The sequence below is a fragment of the Streptomyces sp. NPDC050658 genome, assembly GCF_044457025.1.
Lineage (GTDB): Bacteria > Actinomycetota > Actinomycetes > Streptomycetales > Streptomycetaceae > Streptomyces.
Genome location: NZ_JBITGM010000003.1, coordinates 199231 through 218227 on the forward strand (window position 1 = coordinate 199231; position 18997 = coordinate 218227).

Genomic DNA, 18997 nt, shown 5'->3' on the forward strand with positions numbered 1-18997 from the left:
CGCCCAACCCCCGTACGGGCTATCCCCAGGACCAGAACCAGAAGCGGAACGGGCTGAGCAGCACGATGGCCAGGGCCATGCCGCCCACCACGATCACCACGCTCCACACCCGACGACTGCGCTCCGAACGCGCGCTGCGGCGCGGCCCGGTGGGCGCGGAACGCCACTCGTCGGGCCGCCACGGATCCGCGTCCGCCATCCTGCGGCGCTTGCGGCGCATCCGGCTCAGCCCCCTGGCCTCGGCGGCCTGCTGCCGTGCCGCCTCCTCGTCCAGGCGGCGCAGTCTTTCGGCCACCATGCGGGCCCGCGCGGAGGGCTCCTTCGGCGCGGAGGAACGGATGTCGCGCAGGCTGTCGCGCTCGAAGCGTTCCCACACGTCGTCGGGTATCTCCTCCGGCATCCCGTCCGGCCTTCTCTCCGGCATCTCGTCCCGTGCCGTCACACCGCCCCCTCCAGACGCCCTGCGCCCGCGGCGGATCGCCGCCGAGCGGAGGAAGTTCTACGGCACCCCCCGACGACCGCACAAGCCGGGTTCACACACCACGCCAACCATGTGATCCAAGCCACATAAGAATTCTGTGAGTTCGAGGACAACCATTCACAGGGGGCGCTGGTCATGCATGCGTAACAACGGCCACACCCGCGCCCCACCGCGGAGGCCTCCACCTCCGTACTGCTCACCAGGCAGTACGCCGGACTTCCTGAGGTCTTCATGAAGCTTCGCCGTGTCATGGCCGCCGCGGCCGCGACCGCCGCCATAGCCCCGATCGCGTTGCTGTCGGCCCCTGCCGCCTTCGCGACCGAGGACACCACCACTTCCTCCCCGAGCGCGTCGGCCACCGAGACGGCCGAGCCCTCCGGAACCCCGACCCCGTCCGCGACGGAGACCGAGTCGGCGACCCCGACCGCGACGGAGAAGCCGACCGAATCGGCCACCCCGACCGCGACGGAGAAGCCCTCCGAGACGGCCAAGCCCACCGAGAAGCCGACCGAGACGGCCAAGCCGACCGAGGAGCCCACCGAGGCCCCGACCGAGTGCCCGGTCGACGAGAACGGCGAGGACGCCGACTCCCAGCTTCAGCTCAACCTCTCCGGCCTGCCCGGCAAGATCGTCGCGGGCAGCGGCTGGCACCAGTTCAACCTGACCGCCGCCAACCCGAGCGACGAGGACCTCGGCGAGGTCCAGTGGCTCGCGGCCGTGGACAACTTCGCGGACAGCGAGGACGAGCGGGACTGGCTGAGCACGTACGCGCAGATCCAGTACTTCAACCCGGACACCAAGTCCTGGGAGTCCATCGAGGACGAGGTCACGGGCGGTCTCTACTTCGGCACCACCGAGCTCGGTGCCAAGGAGAAGGTCGACATCAAGCTGCGCCTCAACATCAGCGCCAAGGCCCCGGCCGGTGACGGCTACGCGCTCGGCCTCGGTGGCTACCTGGACTCCGAGCAGAACTGCGTGCACAACTCGTTCGCGTTCTACGAGTTCACGGTCCTGAAGGCCGGCAGCAACAACGAGAACCCGGGCGAGGCCGAGGAGAAGCCGGGCCACGACGGCAAGAAGCCGCAGGGCGGCAAGGAACCGCAGGGCGGCGCCAAGGAGATCCCGGCCACCGGCAACCTCGCCGAGACCGGCTCCAGCTCGATGCTGCCGACCATCGGTCTCGTCGGCGGTGTCGCCGTCGTCGCCGGTGCGGGCGCGGTCTTCGTCGTCCGCCGCAAGAAGGCCGACGCCGCCGCGTAACGGCTCATGGCCGCTCTCAGCGGCTCGTAAGGCTCGCGAAAGGACCTGCGCTCGGAGGGGGGTGCAGGTCCTTTCGCGTACGTACGAAGCCCAGGGGTACGGGCGGTTACTTCTTCGCCGGCATCGCCGGCATCCCCAGGAACGGCAGCTTCAGCGCGCCGAACGCGTCCGCAGGCACCGCCGGGGTCTTCGGCTCGACGGCGGCGAGCCGGACGTACTCCGTGCCCTGCTCGGGACGGGTGTCCTCGCCGCCCTTGTTGGGCCAGAAGGACATCGCGCGCTCGGCCTGTGCCGTGATGGTCAGCGAGGGGTTCACGCCCAGGTTCGCGGAGACCGCGGCGCCGTCGACGACGGAGATCCCCGGGTGGCCGTACAGCCGGTGGTAGGGGTCGATGACCCCGCTGTCCGCCGAGTCGCCGATCGGGCAGCCGCCCAGGAAGTGCGCGGTCAGCGGGGTGCCCATGAGCTCGCCGACGTTCGAACCGGCGAAGCCGTTGATCTCCTTGGCGAGCAGTGTCGCGGCCTCGGTGGCCTCGCGTATCTGCGTCGGGTTGGGCGCGCCATGGCCCTGCCGTGCGGTCAGCAGGCCCTTGCCGATGCCCTTCTCCTTGCGGTACGTGATCAAGGAGTTGTCAAGCGACTGCATGACCAGGCCGATGATGGTCCGCTCCGACCAACGCCGGTTGGAGAGCGAGCGGAGCATCAGCCAGGGGTGCTTGGCGACATTGCCGACCCACCCGGAGACGCGGGCCTTCGCGCTGAAGGGCACCTGGAGGATGGTCATGCCGCCCATGGCGTTGGACTTCTTGCCGTAGCGGACGGGCTCGATGTGCGTGTTCTCGTTCGGGTGGATCGACGAGGTGATCGCGACGCCCTTGGTGAAGTCCGGCTTCGTCCCGCCGTGCGCCTTGCGGTAGCGGCGGTCGGTGGTCTGCGCGCCCACCAGGGCCTCGGAGTTGGTGCGGGTCAGCGCACCGAGCTTCGGGGAGATGCGCGGCAGCAGGCCGCTGTCCTTCATGCGGTGCAGGAGCGTCTGTGTGCCGTAGGTGCCGGCCGCGACAACGACGCGGCGGGCGGTGAACGTACGTCCCTTGCCCTTGCGTTTCTCGTTCGTGGGCAGGGTGGCGACGGCGAATCCGCCGCGCGAGTCCTCGGTGAGGCTGACGACGGAGGTCATCGGGTGGATGACGGCGCCGGCCTTCTCCGCGAGGTAGAGGTAGTTCTCGTTGAGGGTGTTCTTCGCACCGTGCCGGCAGCCGGTCATGCACTCGCCGCACTCGGTGCAGGCCTTGCGGGACGGGCCGGCGCCACCGAAGTACGGGTCGGGAACTTCTTGGCCGGGCTTGGCCGTTGAAGATCCTGAGGCGTCCTGCTCGTCTCCGAAAAAGACGCCGACCGGCGCCATGTGGAAGCTGTCGCCCACTCCCATGGCCTGGGCGGTCGCCTTCAGATGGACGTCGGACGGTGTCGTGGTCGGGTTGAGCCGCACCCCGAGCATGCGCTTGGCCTGCTCGTAATAGGGGCTGAGCTCGTCCTGCCAGTCCGTGATGTCCTTCCACTGCGGGTCGTTGAAGAACGGCGCGGGGGGCACGTAGAGCGTGTTCGCGTAGTTCAGCGAACCTCCGCCGACGCCCGCCCCCGCCAGCACCATCACATTGCCGAGCAGATGGATGCGCTGGATGCCGTAGAGCCCGAGCGCGGGTGCCCACAGGTAGTTCTTGAGGTCCCAGGAGTTCTTCGGGAGCGAATCGCGGGTGAAGCGCCGCCCCGCTTCGAGCACGCCGACGCGGTAGCCCTTCTCCGTCAGCCGCAGGGCGGAGACGGAGCCGCCGAAGCCGGATCCGACGACGATGACGTCATAGTCGTACGCGGCATCCTCGTACCCGCCTCCCTCACTGTCCGGCTGATTCTGGACAGAGCTCTCCTGTGACATCGACTCTCCTCGTTGAGAACTAACCCCTAGAGAACGGCTCTTGACCACCCGCGCCCGGCGTCGGGCCTAGCGCAGGCGCAGGGACTTCATGACCTTCAGGCTCAGGCTCATGAACGCCGCGTACTTCTCGTCGTCCATGCCGAAGGACGGCGCGAGCGGCATCAGACGCTGATGCGCGACGGTCTGCGCCTCGGTGTACTTGAGGATGCCCTCGGAGCCGTGCCTGCGGCCGAGACCGGAGTCCTTCATGCCGCCCATCGGGGACTGCACGCTGCCGTAGGCGGGCGCGAAGCCCTCGTTCACGTTCACCGTGCCGGTGCGCAGACGGGCGGCGATCTTGCGGCCGCGGCCGCCGTCCTTCGTCCAGACCGAGGAGTTCAGGCCGTACGGCGTCGCGTTGGCGAGCTCGACGGCCTCGTTCTCGTCGGTGAAGCGGTAGATGGAGACGACCGGGCCGAACGTTTCCTCGGCGCAGACCGCCATCGGGGACTCGACGCCGTCCAGGATCGTCGGCTCGAAGAAGTACGGGCCGATGTCGGGCCGGGCGACGCCGCCCGCGACGAGCGTGGCGCCCTTGGCGACCGCCTCGTCGACGTGCCGCTGGGTCGTCTCCAGCTGGCGCTCGCCGACCAGCGAGCCCATCTCGGCGCCGTACGCGAGGGACTTGCCGAGCCGCATGGCCTTGGTCCGCGCCGCGAACCGCTCCACGAACTCATCGGCGATCGACTCATGGACGTACAGACGCTCGATGGAGATGCACAGCTGTCCGGCCGACGAGAAGCAGGCGCGCACGGCACCCGCCGCGGCCTTCTCGATGTCGGCGTCGTGCAGCACCAGCATGGCGTTCTTGCCGCCGAGTTCGAGCGAGACGCCGACCAGCCGGCCCGCCGCGCCCTGTGCGACCTCGCGGCCGGTGCGGGTGGAGCCGGTGAAGGAGACGTAGTCGGCGTGCTTGACGATCTCGGGACCGACGACCGGGCCGTCGCCCAGGACGACCTGGAAGACCTCGGCGGGCAGACCGGCCTCGATGATCAGGTCACGGGCCCACAGGGCGGTCAGGCAGGTCTCCGTGTCGGGCTTCATCACCAGGGCGTTGCCCGCGACGAGGGCGGGGAGCGCGTCGCCGATGGACAGCTCGAAGGGGTAGTTCCAGGGCGCGATCTGGCCGACCACGCCGCGCGGCTGCCGGTTCTCGGTGACCTTCGTGAGGGTCGGTACGACACCGGTGTGCCGCTTGGGGTTCAGATACGCGGGGGCCTTGCGGCCGTAGTGCCGGGCCGCGACGGCGACGGCCTGCAGCTCCTCGTGCGCGTGCAGGCGGGCCTTGCCGGTCTCCAGCTGGATCAGGTCGAGGACCTCGGCCTGGCGCTGAAGGACCAGGTCATGGAAGCGGAGCAGGACGGCGGCGCGGCGGCGGACCGGGGTGCGCTCCCAGGCGACCTGGGCGACGCGGGCGCGCTCGAAGGCGGTGGCCACGTCCTCGGGGGTGGACTCGGGCAGGTCGGCCAGCTTCTCGCCGGTGAACGGCGTGTGGTTGGCGGTCCGGCCGGAGCCGACGACGTCCCGGGTGAGCTGCGCGATCAGCTCGGGCGTCACCACGTCGGCGGCGGTGCGCGCGCCTGCGGGAGCGGTGGCGGTCGGGTTCGTTCCGAGGGGCGCTGCGGTGGCCTGCGAGTCCGTCATGGGGGTGAGCGTAGGCGCAGGTCATCGTTTTGGGTACCCGTCGGTAATCAGCTTTCACCGGGCGCACACACGATGCCAGCGATCACTGGCGGCAAAGCCCCTGATCAGGGCCTTAACCAGAGTTGATCAAGCCGTTCTCATTCCTTCCGAACTGTTCTCAACTGTTCGGGGCCGGGGCCCCCGCTGCGCCGCCGACCGTCGGATTCCCCACGCCGAGCCGGTCGCGCGCCGCCTTGAACAGGTCGGTGCCCTGCTTCTCGTACGTCTTGACGCCCTTCGGCATCCGCACCATCAGGTCGAAGTGCTCCCCCGCGTCCGTGACGATCAGGAGGTGCAGCTCGCGCGTGACGGTCGGCTCGGCCAGATCGTCCTCCACCGGCTCCGTGTACGTGGCGTCGAGCAGCGCCGCGTCGTGGCCGTGGAAGCTGGTCGGCGTCGTCTCGGTGTTCACCGCCTCGTACGGATCGCCCTCGAACTCCTCGGCCTCGGCGTTCGCCCAGGTCATGGCCGGGGTGGCGGCGTTCACGGGCTTGGTGACGCGCAGCGAGATCCGGCCGTTCGGCTCCGAGTACTCGACGATGGGGTTGGCCGGGTCGCGGATGATCTCGGTGTACGTCGAGGGGACGGAGATCTCGGCGTCGACCTTCGGCTCTTTGTGGACGGTCCAGTCACCGTCGGGCGAGGGGGCCGGGTCCTTCACGCCGCCGGGCGCAGGACTGTGGCTCCCCTTGCCCTTGCTCTCCCCCTGCACCTGCTCCTTCTTCTCGTCGTCGCCCAGCGAGGTGCCGAGCCAGACGCCTCCTCCGACGAGTACGACACCCAGGAGCGCGGCGATGACCACGCGTCCCCTGGCGCGCCTCGGCCGCGCGGCGTCCGGCGCGGCGGACGAGGTCTCGCCCGTGTCCGGCGCGGGCCGCGCGCCGGGCGCGAGCCGCACCGTCCCCACGTCGTCCGCCAACTCCCGCAGCCCCGAAGGGTCCTGCGCCACCACGCCCCCGAACGGCTCCGGCAGCGGCCGCCCCTGCGCCACCGCCTCAAGGGCGAGCGCGACCCCTGCCGCGTCCGGCCGCACGGCGGGGTCCCTGGACAGCAACCGCTCGATCAGCGGGCCCAGTTCACCGGCCCGCACCGGCGGCGGCACCTTTGCGGAGAGCACCGCGGCCAGCGTGGACTCCAAGGTCGTACGCCGGAAAGGCGACCAGCCCTCCACGGCCGCGTACAGCAGTACGCCGAGCGACCACAGGTCGCAGGCCGGTCCCGCCGTCGCGCCCGACATCCGCTCGGGCGCGATGAATTCGAGCGAGCCGACGAACTCGCCGCTGACCGTCAGCGACTCCTCGCCCTGGATGTGCGCGATGCCGAAGTCGGTGAGCACGACCCGGCCGTGCGGGCCCATGAGCACATTCGCCGGCTTCACGTCACGGTGCACGATGCCCCTGGCGTGCGCCGCGTCCAGCGCGCCGACGACCGCGAGGCCGATCCGCGCGGACTCGGCGGGCGGCAGCGCGCCCCGCTTCAGGAGTTCGTGCAGGGACTCGCCGCGGATCAACTCCATGACGATCCACGGCAGTTCGTCCTCCACGACCACGTCGTGGATCGCGACCGCCGCCGGATGCTCCACCCGCGCGGCGGCCCGCGCCTCGCGGCGCAGCCGCGCGTACGCACGCCGCTGCGCCGCGTCGTTCGGGTCCCCCGGCAGCCGGGGCTGCTTCACCGCCACGTCCCGGCCGACCAGCTCGTCGACGGCACGCCATACGGTGCCCATGCCGCCGGAGCCGATGCGTTCCGCGAGGCGGTAGCGGCCTCCGATCAGACGTCCCCCGTCATCGGCCATGCCGGGTCAGGGCTTCGCGATCTTCAGGTTCGCGATGGCGGTGTCGGCGACCTCGCGGCCGCGTTCGGTGAAGTCGCCCTTGCCGGGGTAGTCGATCCAGAGCTTGTACATGTCGCCGGACTTGGTCTTGTAGTAGAAGACCTTGGCCTCGCGGGGCTTGACCGTGTCCGAGTCCGAGTCGTCGACGTACGTGACCGTGTTCTCGGCGGACTCCCGGCCCTCGTACGAGGTCTTCGCCGTCTTGCTCCGGGGAGCGGGCTCGTCGGCCATGCCGCTCTCGTCGCCGCCCTCGATCTTTTCGCCGTCGCTGTACGCCTGCGCGGCCGAGGAGCCCGAGATCTCGTTGAGGTCGTCCTCGGACTTCTTGTCGAGGCTCAGCGTGATCGAGATCGCGGTGCTCGGGTCGGTGTAGCTGACCCAGTGCTCCGTCTTGTCGATGCCGTCCGACACGGACTTCACATACTCCGGCGGCGCCGCGATGGTCGCACCGAGCGCCTTCTCCTCGTGGTCCTTCCAGTCGTCGCCCTCGGCCGCGGCGAAGGGGTTCATGACCACCAGGACACCGGCGACCACCGCGGCCACGACCACCGCGCCGATGCCGATCAGACCCTTGCGGCCGATGGTGACGCCCTTGCCGCCGCCGCTGCTGCCGCCACCGATCTGGACGACCTGCGTCGGTGCCACCGGCGGTGGCTGCACCGCCTCCTCCAGGAGGGTGCGGATCTGCCCCGCGTTCGGGCGCTGGGCCGGCTCCTTGGTCAGGAGGCGGTTGATCGAGTCGGCCAACGGCCCCGACGCCGAAGCCGGTGCCGCCGGTGTCGCGTTCAGGACGGACTGCAGCGTCGCCGGCGTATTCGTGCGGCGGAACGGCGAGACGCCCTCCGTCGCCGCGTACAGGACCACGCCCAGCGACCACAGGTCGGAGGCCGGGCCGGGCCGCTGGCCCAACACCCGTTCCGGGGCGATGAATTCGGGCGAGCCGACGAAACCGCCGGTGTCCGTCAGGTTCGTCTCGCCCTCGATCTGGGCGATGCCGAAGTCGGTGAGGACGACGCGGCCGTGCGAGCCGAGCATCACGTTGTCCGGCTTCACGTCACGGTGCAGGATGCCCGCCTGGTGCGCGGCGTCGAGCGCGTTGAGCACTTCGAGACCGACGCGCGCGGCCTCGCGGGCGCCCAGGGTGCCCTCCTGGAGCGCGGCGCCGAGCGAGCGGCCCTTGACCAGCTCCATGACGATCCACGGCTGGCCGTCCTCCAGGGCCACGTCGTGGACGTTGACCACGGCCGGGTGGTCGAGCCGGGCCGCGGCGCGCGCCTCGCGGCGCATCCGCTCGAAGGCGTTGGCGCGCTCCCGCTCCGGCAGATGGTCGGGGATGCGGGGCTCCTTGACGGCGACCTCGCGGTCCACCGTCTCGTCCTTCGCCCGCCAGACCGTGCCCATGCCGCCGTGCCCGAGCTTGGACAGCAGGCGGTAGCGGCCCGCGATCAGCCGGCCCGCGCCCGGGTCCGGCTCGGACGGCTGGTTCGGGACCATCTGGGTCGGCTGGGCGTACGGCGACGGGGGCGGCGTCGGCGCGCCGGGCTGCTGCGGTCCCGCGGAGTGCTGGTGCATGGCGGTCTGCTGCTGGTGCTGCGGAACCTGCGGCGGCTGCAGCCCGAAAGTGGTGGGTTCATACGGGCCGTAAGAGGCTCCCCCGTCGTTACTCATGCCCACATCAGTACCCTGCCGGGACCCTCCGGTTCCACTCGGGTCACTGACTTGTGACCGGGGTGATGCATCCGCGGCGGCCCGGCACGGAACTTCACGCCGCGCCCCCGCCCCGCATACCGCTGCCCCGCGCCCTCACCCCGTACCGCGCCGCCCCACGAACGTGTCCACCGCCGTGTCGAAGAACCGCCTGCTCTCCTCGACCCTGCCGACCGGCGCCGACACCCACACCTCGTACAGCCGCCCGCCCTCCTCCCAGGCGAGGTCGTACGTGTGCCGGGCGCCCTCCGCGTCGGTGAAGCCGTCCCAGGTGAACTGCCACAGCGCGGCGGGCCGGCCGTTGTGCGTGGTCTGGGTGACCTCGGCGTCCCGGTAGCCGGGGTTGTTCTCCGGCCCCTTGGCGTCCGAGCGGCGCTGCACGGCGAGCGGACCGCCCGGCTGCCGGTCGCTCTCCTTGATGCCGATGCGGTAGGTGCCGCCGGGCGACTTGTAGAAGGTGCGCGGCCCGTCGACCTCGCGGGCGAATCCTTCCGGCACCGCGAGCGTGAAGCCCCTGGGGTCCTTCGCGATGCGGTACCCGTCGGGCGCGGCGGGCGTGGACGGCTTCGGCGTACGGGTGCCGCGCGTGACCGTCACGGTGGGGGTCGGCGACGCCGATGTCGCGCTCTGCGAGGTGCGGGACGGCGTCGTGGTCGGCGTACCCCCGTCGCCGTCCCTGCCCATCAGGAGCGCCGCGGCGGACACCGCGGCCCCCGCCACCGCGGCCACCAGCGCGGCGGCGATCAGCATCACCCGGCCACGGCCCCGGGCGTTGGCGAGGGGCCGCCCCGAAGGGCGCAGCGGCAGGTCGCGCTGGGTGGGCGGGTAGCCGCCGGGCCGCGCCGACGGCTGACCGCCCGCCCGGCCCGCGGCCGTCGACGGCATCCGCCCCGTGTCGACGTAGAGCCGCAGCAGCCGCTCCGCCTCCGTCACGTCCAGGCGCCGCTCCGGATCGCGCTCCAGGAGTCCGAGCACCGCCGGGAGCAGCGGCGCGGCGGCGGCCGGCGGCCGGATCTCGTCGAAGACGACGGCGTGCAGGACACCGCCGATCGAGTCCCTGCGGAACGGCGACTCGCCGGTCACCGCGGCGACGAGGAGCGCTCCCAGCGACCAGAGGTCGGACGCGGGCCCGGTGATCTCGCCGGACATCCGCTCGGGCGCGGTGTATTCGGGCGAGCCCACGAACGATCCGGTCTCGGTGAGCGTCGTCGCCCCACTGACCTGCGCGATCCCGAAGTCGGTGAGGACGACACGGCCCGTCTCCTCCTCCAGGAGCACGTTCGCGGGCTTGATGTCGCGGTGCAGCACCCCGGCGGCGTGCGCGACGCGCAGCGCCCCGAGCAGATCGATGCCCATCCGCGCCACGGTCCGCGCGTCCATCGGCCCGGACCGCGCGATCCGCCCGGCGAGCGAGCCGCCCTCGATCAACTCCATGACGATGTAGGGGTGTCCGCCCTGCACCACGACATCGTGTACGACGATGATGTGCGGATGCCGCAACTGCGCGGCCGCCCGCGCCTCACGCAGAGTGCGCTCGCGCTGCACCAGCGCCTCGGAGTCGGAGAGCGTCTCGTCCAGGGCGAGTTCCTTGACCGCGACCCGGCGTCCGAGGAACTGGTCGGTGGCCCGCCAGACCACGCCCATGCCGCCCCGGCCGAGCCGCGCCTCAAGGCGGTAACGGCCAGCTATGACCCGGGCGTTGTCCCCCACGCTCCCCATGCGGCCATCATGCCCCACGGGTGCCGGGCCGGACCCTACCGGCCCGTGCGGCGGGCTGGTTCCGGCCGCCTGTCCCTCGCGCCCCGTTGCTTCAGCTCCCCTGCTTCAGTTCCCGGGCTTCACTTCCCCTGCTTCACTTCCCCTGCTTCAGTTCCCGGGCTTCAGTTCGCCTGCTTCAGTTCCCCGGCTCGCGCCACCCGAGGAGGATCGCGTCGAACTGCTGCCGGGCCGTGCTCCAGTCCTCGGCGGGGGACGACATGTAGATGACGTACTCGATGCCGTCCCGGCTGAGGTAGGTCTGCTCGATGGCGCGGCGCGGGCCCGCCGTCGTGTCGTTCGCGCCCGCAGTCCAGCTGAACTCCCAGAGGGCGCCCGGCCGGTCGCGGAAGGTGTTCGAGTTCAGCTCGAGCCGCCGGTACTCAGGCAGCTTGACCTTCAGGTTCTTCTCCAGGTCGATCTGGTGCCGGTAGGGGCTCTCCCAGGTCGTCTTGGGGTCGACGGCGATGCGTACGAAGTGCCGTCCGTGGTCCGGCGTGTAGTCGATCTGGTTGCCGTCCATCTCGCGCACCCAGCCCTTGGGCAGCCGCAGGCTGAACCCCTCGGGGTCCGTGACGCGCTTCCAGTCGGCGGGAATGCCGCCGACCGTCTTGCCCCCGTTCGCGTCCCCGGCCTGCTCCGTGCCGGTGCCCTTCTTGCCGTCCCCGAGGTACAGATAGGCGGCGGCACCGCCACCGCCGAGCAGCGCGGCCGTCGCGACCACGGCGACGATCACGGGCCACTTGCGGCGCTTCGGGGGCTGCTGGGTGTGCACGACCGTGCCGGACGCGGGAGTCCCGCCTCCACCGCCGTGTACGAAGGTGCCGGACTCCGCGGGGTGTCCGGGCTGACGTGCGGCTTCGTACGGGGGCTGCGGGGCGGGCGCACCGTGGGTGGGGTGCTGGAACGGCTGCGAGGACTCCTGGACCGGCTGCGCGGGCTGCGGGGACTCCTGGACCGGCTGCGCGGGCTGCTGGACCGGCTGCGCGGGCTGCTGGACCGGCTGCCGGGACGTCGCGTGCACCTGGGTGGGGACATACGCCTGCGCCCCACTCGGCCGCCGCCCCTCCGCCGCCTCGGCCAGCATCAGCTCGGCCTCCTCCGCGGTGGGCCGGGTCTCCGGGTCCTTGCGCAGCAGCGCGCTGATGACCGGCGCAAGCGCACCCGCGTACTCGGGCGGCAGCGGCTCCTCGCCGACCACGGCCTGCATGGTGCCCAGCGGCGACGTACGCCGGAAGGGCGAGATCCCCTCGACCGCCGTGTAGAGCGTGGCGCCGAGCGCCCACAGGTCGGAGGCGGGGCCGGGGTTGGCGCCGCTGACCCGCTCGGGCGCCAGATAGTCGACGGAGCCGACGACCTCGCCGGTCCGCGTGATCGTCGTGTCGCCCTCGATCGCGGCGATCCCGAAGTCGGTGAGCAGGATCCGCCGGTCGTCGGCCAGGAGCACGTTGCCGGGCTTGACGTCGCGGTGCAGGACGCCCGCGGCATGCGCGGCGCGCAGGGCCCGCAGGGTCCACAGGCCGATGCGGGCGGCCTCCACGGGTTCGACGCGGCCCTCGTCCCTGACGGCGTCCGCGAGGGAGCGGCCCTCGACCAGCTCCATCACGATCCAGGGGCGGTCGTCGTACTCCAGGACGTCGTGGACGGTGACGACCGCGGGGTGGTTGATGCGGGCCGCGGCCCGGGCCTCGGCGTTGGTGCGCGCGAAGAGGATCGCGCGGTCCGCCTCCTGCACGAACTGCGCGGCCGTCAGCTCCTTGACGGCGACGGCCCGGTGCAGGACCTCGTCCCGCGCCCGCCACACCCGTCCCATGCCACCGCGCCCGATGGACTCACCGAGCCGGTAGCGGCCCGCGAGGAGCAGGCCCTGCATCTGATTCACGATCCCCCGCATCTGGTCTTGACAAGGCCAAGATTAGGGAGCGCGCCGCGCTCAGGGAACCGCCGGGGGTGCACGGAGATCGCACTGTGACGCTTCACGCAGTGCCCGCGCGCCGCCTTGCGCGACGGCCGGACATCCGAAGCCACAGGTCACGGACTATCAGACTCCGCGCCAGATCGGTCAGTTCACGATCAACCCTGTAGAGGTCAGTCCACGATCAGCCCTGTAGAAGTCAGTCCACGATCAGCCCAGTAGAAGTCAGTCCACGATCAGCCCAGTAGAAGTCAGTCCACGACCTGGTACGTCTTCGTCGCCTGCTCGTACAGCCGGTCCACCTTGTCCCGCTCGGCCTCGGGGCCGCGGACCTGCACGACGTGATACTTCCCGCCCACGATGATCGCTCGATTGCGTACGAAGATCTCGCCGCCGTCCGGGCCCTGCCAGGTGAACTGACCCTCACCCATGACCTGCCCGCCCACCTCGATCCTGCGCATCCCGCCCGACTCGGCCCAGGTCGAGTCGCGGAACGGCTGCAGCTCCCGCTCGTGCTCCCGCTGGTACTTCAGGGGGTCGCTGCCGTACTCGTCCGTGCCGTCCCGCCCCGGCACGACGATCAGCTCGAAGTCACCGTCGGCGTAAAGGACCTGCCCGCGCCCGTTCTTGGACTGCCGGTCCCAGCCGCTGGCCACGGCGACCCGGAAGCCCTCGGCGTCCTTGCGGAGGGTGAAGCCCTGCGGCACCGAGGGCCCGCTGGTCTGCGGCTGCTCCGAACCGGGACTCTTCTCGGGCTTGTCGCTCGGCTCCGCCGACTTGCTCGGCCCGGCGCTCGCACTGCTGCCGGGTCCCGGTGCCTGGCTGCTGCCGACGTCCCCCGCGGAACCGGCCCGCCCGCCGTCACCGTCCTTCTCGCCCGACTTGGGCATGAAGACCATGGCGTACGCGACGGCCGCGACGAGCCCCGCGAGGATCAGCAGGAGCAGCAGGCGCCCCAGGGAACGCGGGCGCCTGGGCGCGGTGTTGCGTGCGGGCGCCGGCCTGCGCCTGGGCGCCGCGCTCTGTCTGGGGGGCGCGGTCCGTCTCGGGGGCGCGGCGGCCGACGGAGACGCCATGGTGGTCTCGTGGCTCCGCTTGGCGGCCTTGGCCTTGGCCTTGGCTTTGTGCCTGTTCTTGTGCCGTCCGTTCCCGTTCTGCCGCGCCGCGGCGGCAGCGGCCCGAGCGGCGCTCCTGCGGCGGCGCACCAGGTCGCCCCTGCGGCGTATGACGGGCAGTCGGCGGGCGTCGAACGGCGGCGCGGGCACCACGTTGGCGCCGGCCTCGGGCTCGGGCGCGGAGCGGACCAACGACCGCAGCCAGCCGTTCAGTTCCTCGAAGTCGAGCCGCTCGGTCGGGTCCTGCCGCAGCAGGGACTCGACGACGGGCCGCAGCGGTCCGCACTCCTCGGCGAAGGCGGGCGGCTCGGCGCAGACCAACTGGACGAGCTCGAACGTGCTCTCTTCCGGATACGGCGCGTGCCCCTGCACCGCGCGGAACAACAGCGCGCCCAGCGCCCAGAGGTCCGTGGCGGGCCCGATGGGCGCGGCCAGCTGCCAGTTCTCGTGCACGGGGCCGGCCTGCTCGGGCGCCCACCGCTCGGTGACGGCGCCCACGACGGTCATCCGGGCGTGCCGGGCCCGCTCGGCTGCCAACGCGGTGGCGGGACCGCGCCGGGCGCCGCTGCGTTCCGCGACGAGAGAGTCCCAGTAGCTGTGACCGGTCGCGGCCTCGGTGCCTCGGGCGGGGGTGGTCTCGGGGGTGCGGTCCGGGGCGGGTTCCCGGTGCGCGGGCGGCTTCGGGCCACCCTGGTTCGGTACGGCGGTCCTGCCGCCGGAGGCACCGGCGCCGCCGCCTCTGGGCACCGCCCCGTGCCACGGCTTCGTGCCCGCCACTCCGTAGGGGTCCAGGATCCGCCCTGCCACCTCGGGCTCGGGCTCCGCCGCCCCCTGGCCATTGGCCGCGTCGCCCTCGCTCAGCCGGGCCGCCGCGCGCGTCGTGCCCGCGCGGTAGGCGGCTATCGCACCGGCGCGCGCGGCCCGCGCGTCGACTTCGGGCTCGAGGGCTGGCTCGGGGGCGGGCTCAGGCTCGGGTTCTCGCTCGTAGGACGGGGCGTCGGGCTCGGGGGCGGCCTCGAATCCGCCGAGGATCTCCTCGGGGCGGGGGTCGTACCCGCACAGCGCCTCTTCGGCCGCGCCCGCCGCGAGGCCCGTCAGGACCACCCGGCCGTCGTCGCAGACCAGGACCGTGCGCGCGGTGATGTTCCGGTGCACCCAGCCGTGCGCGTGCAGCACCCGCAGGGCCGTCACCACGTCCGAGGCGATCTCCGCCGCCCGGTAGGGGCTCAGCGGCCGCTCAGCGAGCAGCGCCGCGAGCGGCCGCGCGGCGACCAACTCGCTGACTATCCACAGCGAACCGCCCTCGGCGAACACGTCGAAGACCTGGTCGAGCCGAGGGTGGTCGGGGATCTGCGCGGCGGCCTGCGCGGCCTCTATCGCCCGCCGCACCGCCGGATCCGACGGCCTGCGGGTCGTACGCGCCGAGGGGCGCCGCACCGCGCCCGCGCTCACGAAGCCCTCGGGCAACTCCCCGTCCGGGAAGTTCCGCTCGTCGAGCTCGAGCACCTCGGCGTCGACGACCTCGGGCAACGGCACCTGTCTGACCAGGACTTCCTGCCCGCTGTAGGTGTCGAAGGCCCGCGTCTCGGCGAGTTCGTACTCGTCCGCGGGAGGCAGCGGCAGGCGATAGCGGTCGGCGAGTACCCGCCCCGCATATTCGTCCACGACGCCTCCCCCGTCCGCCCGGTGGTCAATTCCGTTCGTCTTACGCCCTGTTGCGGCTGCGTACGGTCCGCAGGCACTCACGATACGTGCCGGAGCCGAAGCGTATTGAGGGGATGCGAGATCTCACAGGACGACTGGCCGGGCGGCGACCCCTCCGCCGCCCGGCCCGAGCGTCACTTGCCCGGCCCGAACGTCACTTGCCTGGCCCGCGCGTCACTTCTTCGGCTGGAACGTCCGCGTGAAGGTCCGCCACGCGTCCTTGCGCTTGTCGGTGTCCCAGTCGGCGGCCTTCGCCGTGTACATCATTCCGTAGCCGAGGCCGCCGTTGACGACGAAGCCGCGGTCTATCGAGCGGTACTTCGTGCCGCCGTCGACGTACGTGAACTCCCAGTCGGCCGTGTTCCAGCCGCGGTAGCCGACCTTCTCTATCCGGATCCGCTTGTACTGCGAGCGGACCATGTAGGACTCCTGGTTCTTCCAGTCGCCCACCGGGTCGTCCTTGGGCGTCGACGTCCAGCCGATCAGCAGCTTCTGCCCGTCGGGCCCGGTGAACCGCGCCCCCGCGGACCCCGTGGACTGGTACTTCCAGCCCTTCGGCAGCCCCACCGAGAATCCCTGCGAGTGCTTGTACGTCGATGCCGCGCCGTCGTCCGGCTTCTTGGTGGGCTCGTCGCCCTTGCTCGGGTCGTTGCCCGAACCGGAGTCGGCGTCGGAACCGGCGCCCGCGCCGTCCTTCCCGTCCTCCTCCTTCTCGGCGCCGCCGTCCTGCCCGGCGCCACCGCCCTTCTCCTGGTCCTTCTCGCCGCCGCCGGCGGTCGCACCGCTGGACGCGGCCTTGTCGCCGCCGCCCTTGCTGTCCCGCGCGCCGCCGTCGTCCCCGCCGCTCAGCGCCAGGGCGAGCACGGTCCCGAGCACGGCGAGCGCGACGACCACGGAGAGGATCACGAGCGTGCGCCGGGGCACCACATCGGTCAGCGAGGCCTTCGGCGGGACGCGCGGCGACGTCGCGGGGGCCGGCGGGGCGCCCTCGGGGTGCCCGGCCGCCGTACCGGACGCACCGGCCGCGCCACCGTTCGGCTCCGCGCCGCGCGCGGTCGCGGACGCCGCGGCCTTCCGCACGGAGTTGAGCGCGCCGCGCAGCCGCTCGGCGGCCTCCTCGGCCTTCTTGCTCTTGTCGCCCTTGTCGCCCTTGGCGGCTGCCGCGGGGGCCCCGGCGGCAGCCGCCGCCTTCGTCCCCGAACCCGTCCCCGAGCCGGCCGCGTCCGAGGCCGGTTCGGCACCCGGCGCCTTGTCCGCCTCGCCCTTCGTCCCCGGAGCACCGACCGCGGCCGAGGCAGCCGCGGCACCGGCACCGGCCGCCCCCGCGCCCTTGCCGAACCGCTTGCCCATGCCGCCCAGCGGCGAGCGCGAGGCCCGCGCCGGCTTCTCCGGCGGCACCGGAGGCAGCGGCACCACCTTCGTCGCGTCGACCGGCTCCGGATCGTCCTTCGCCTCGGGCGCGTGGATCACGTCGAGGAGCAGCGCCCGCGCCGCGGCGTCGTCGAGCCGCTGCTCGGGGTCCTTGGCCAGCAGGCCGTAGATGACCTTCTCCAGCGGCCCGGCGTTCACCGGCTGCTCGACGTCCTCGGTCATCACCGCGGTGAGGGTCGCGATCGCCGACCCCTTGTCGTACGGCGGCACACCCTCCACCGCCGCGTACAACAGACCGCCGAGCGACCAGAGGTCGGCCGCGGGGCCCGGCTTGTGGCCGCGCGCCCGCTCCGGCGAGATGTACGACGGCGCTCCGACGAGCATGCCGGTGGACGTGATCGACGGGTCGCCCTCGACCTGGGCGATGCCGAAGTCGGTCAGGACGACCCGGCCGTCCTCGGCGATCAGTACGTTCGACGGCTTCACGTCACGGTGCAGGATGCCCTCGCGGTGCGCCGAGCGCAGCACGTCGAGGATGGCGAGGCCGACCTCGGCCGCGCGCCTCGGCGTGAGGAGGCCGTCCTCGCGGATGGCCTCGGCGAGCGACTTGCCCTCGACCAGCTCCATCACGATCCACGGCCGGTCGTCCTCGTCGACCACGTCGTAGACGGTCACCGCGCTGGTGTTGCGGATCCGCGCGATCGCCTTCGCCTCGCGCAACGTACGCGTGATGAGGCGCCGCTTCTCGTCCTCGTCGATGCTCGACGGGAAGCGCAGCTCCTTCACCGCGACCGTACGGCCGAGTGTCTCGTCCTTGGCGCGCCAGACGGTTCCCATTCCGCCGCGGCCGAGCACTTCTCCCAGCCGGTAGCGCCCGGAGAGGAGACGTTCGCTCTTGTCCTGACGGGACTGGCCCGTCTTCTCCGCGTCCGACATGCGTCCCCTCTGCTGCTACCGCTGCTACCCGCGCAACCCGCCCTGACAGAGCCTCCATTGTCCCTTACTCGGGGACCGCTCCACGCCCAGGGTCCACCGTCCCTCATGATGGGCTCGCACAAGGAGGGACGGTCATGCCCATTCAGCGGACACTGCAGGTCATACCCCTCGTAGTGGCCCTTGTCTGGCTTCCTGCCGCCAGCGCGCCGCTCGCCGCCGCCCCGGCGACGGACGTCACTCTTCCGCTGCTCGTGACCCGAGGCAAGGCCCCGGCCGCCGCGCTGTTGACCCGCGAGGACCCCTGGCCGCGCTGGCACTTCACCCGGGCCACACCGGCCACCGCCGGCAGCGACACGGCCTCCGGCACGACCGCCGACACGACCGCCACCACGGGCCCGGGAACCACCCCCGGCATCCGCCGCACCGACCACTTCCGCGCGGGCAGCATCACCAAGACGTTCATAGCGACGGTCGTGCTCCAACTCGCCGCCGAACACCGGCTTTCCCTGTCCGACCCCGTGGAGGACCATCTGCCCGGCCTGCTGCGCGGCGAGGATCTCGACGGCCGGGACCTCACCCTGCGCGCCCTGCTGACCCACACCAGCGGACTGCCCGACTACACCGCCGACACCAAAGGCCTCGTCCCCCTCACCCCCGCCCAGGCGGTCCGCACCGCCCTCGCCCGCCCCGCGACCACGCCCGGCCGCTGGTCCTACTCCAACACCAACTACGTCGTACTCGGCATGGTCATCAAGCAGGTCACCGGCCGCTCGTACGCCACCGAGGCCGCGCGCCGCATCATCACCCCGCTCCGCCTCTCCGGCACCTCCTTCCCCGGCGCCCGCACCACCCTGCCCGCCCCGCACGGCCGCGCGTACTCCAGCGAGGGCGAGGACGTCACCGCCCTCAACCCGCGCGTCGCGGGCGCCGCGGGCGAGCTGATCTCCACCCTCGCCGACCTGGACCGCTTCTACGCCGCCCTGCTCGGCGGCCGGCTGCTCCCCGCCGCCCAGCTCGCCCAGATGCTGAACACCCGCGCCACACAAGGCCGCTACGGCATGGGCCTCTACCCGCAGAAGCTCCCCTGCGGCACCACCGTCTGGGGCCACAACGGCCATATCGCGGGCAGCTACGTCCGCACCGCCGCCACCCGCGACGGCGACCGCGTCCTGACGTACCGCGTCAACACGGACGGGATAGCGGACCCGACACTCGAACAGACCCTCCTGTCGGCGGAGTTCTGCACCTGAGACGACTGGCCGCT

At 72.0% G+C, this 18997-nt stretch carries 11 protein-coding genes; 2 read left to right on the top strand and 9 right to left on the bottom strand.

Annotated elements, in window-relative coordinates; all coding sequences use genetic code 11:
• Positions 1-19 precede the first annotated feature (19 nt).
• Complete coding sequence (locus tag ACIBKX_RS12435) at positions 20-442, bottom strand: hypothetical protein (protein ID WP_363272990.1); 423 nt, start codon at positions 440-442, stop codon at positions 20-22.
• Between the two features lie 270 nt (positions 443-712).
• Here ACIBKX_RS12435 and ACIBKX_RS12440 point away from each other — a divergent pair, with 270 nt between their 5' ends.
• On the top strand, positions 713-1741 hold the full coding sequence (locus ACIBKX_RS12440) for an LAETG motif-containing sortase-dependent surface protein (RefSeq protein WP_363272989.1): 1029 nt from the start codon (positions 713-715) through the stop codon (positions 1739-1741).
• 106 nt (positions 1742-1847) lie between these two features.
• On the opposite strand, the gene ACIBKX_RS12445 is transcribed toward ACIBKX_RS12440, so the two are convergent.
• The 8 genes from ACIBKX_RS12445 to ACIBKX_RS12480 form a co-directional block, all read right to left on the bottom strand.
• On the bottom strand, positions 1848-3674 hold the full coding sequence (locus tag ACIBKX_RS12445) for a GMC family oxidoreductase (protein WP_363272988.1): 1827 nt from the start codon (positions 3672-3674) through the stop codon (positions 1848-1850).
• A gap of 66 nt (positions 3675-3740) precedes the next feature.
• Positions 3741-5357, bottom strand: coding sequence for a succinic semialdehyde dehydrogenase (locus tag ACIBKX_RS12450; RefSeq protein WP_363272987.1), 1617 nt, complete (start codon positions 5355-5357; stop codon positions 3741-3743).
• A gap of 157 nt (positions 5358-5514) precedes the next feature.
• Positions 5515-7191 carry a serine/threonine-protein kinase gene (locus tag ACIBKX_RS12455; RefSeq protein WP_363272986.1) on the bottom strand — a complete coding sequence of 559 codons (1677 nt, stop codon included), beginning with the start codon at positions 7189-7191 and terminating at the stop codon, positions 5515-5517.
• A gap of 6 nt (positions 7192-7197) precedes the next feature.
• Complete coding sequence (locus ACIBKX_RS12460) at positions 7198-8898, bottom strand: serine/threonine-protein kinase (protein WP_363272985.1); 1701 nt, start codon at positions 8896-8898, stop codon at positions 7198-7200.
• Positions 8899-9033: 135 nt separating this feature from the next.
• The gene (locus ACIBKX_RS12465; protein WP_363272984.1) at positions 9034-10656 is read right to left on the bottom strand and encodes a serine/threonine-protein kinase; all 1623 of its coding nucleotides are present in this window, start codon (positions 10654-10656) and stop codon (positions 9034-9036) included.
• Positions 10657-10831: 175 nt separating this feature from the next.
• On the bottom strand, positions 10832-12565 hold the full coding sequence (locus ACIBKX_RS12470; protein ID WP_363273051.1) for a serine/threonine-protein kinase: 1734 nt from the start codon (positions 12563-12565) through the stop codon (positions 10832-10834).
• Positions 12566-12858: 293 nt separating this feature from the next.
• Entirely contained in the window at positions 12859-15387 is a 2529-nt protein-coding gene (locus ACIBKX_RS12475; protein ID WP_363272983.1) for a protein kinase, read from the bottom strand.
• Positions 15388-15600: 213 nt separating this feature from the next.
• Positions 15601-17733 (bottom strand): serine/threonine-protein kinase, encoded by a 2133-nt coding sequence (locus ACIBKX_RS12480; RefSeq protein WP_363272982.1) that lies wholly within the window; start codon positions 17731-17733, stop codon positions 15601-15603.
• 134 nt (positions 17734-17867) lie between these two features.
• On the opposite strand from ACIBKX_RS12480, the gene ACIBKX_RS12485 reads away from it, so the two are divergent.
• The gene (locus ACIBKX_RS12485; protein ID WP_363272980.1) at positions 17868-18983 is read left to right on the top strand and encodes a serine hydrolase domain-containing protein; all 1116 of its coding nucleotides are present in this window, start codon (positions 17868-17870) and stop codon (positions 18981-18983) included.
• Positions 18984-18997: the final 14 nt, after the last annotated feature.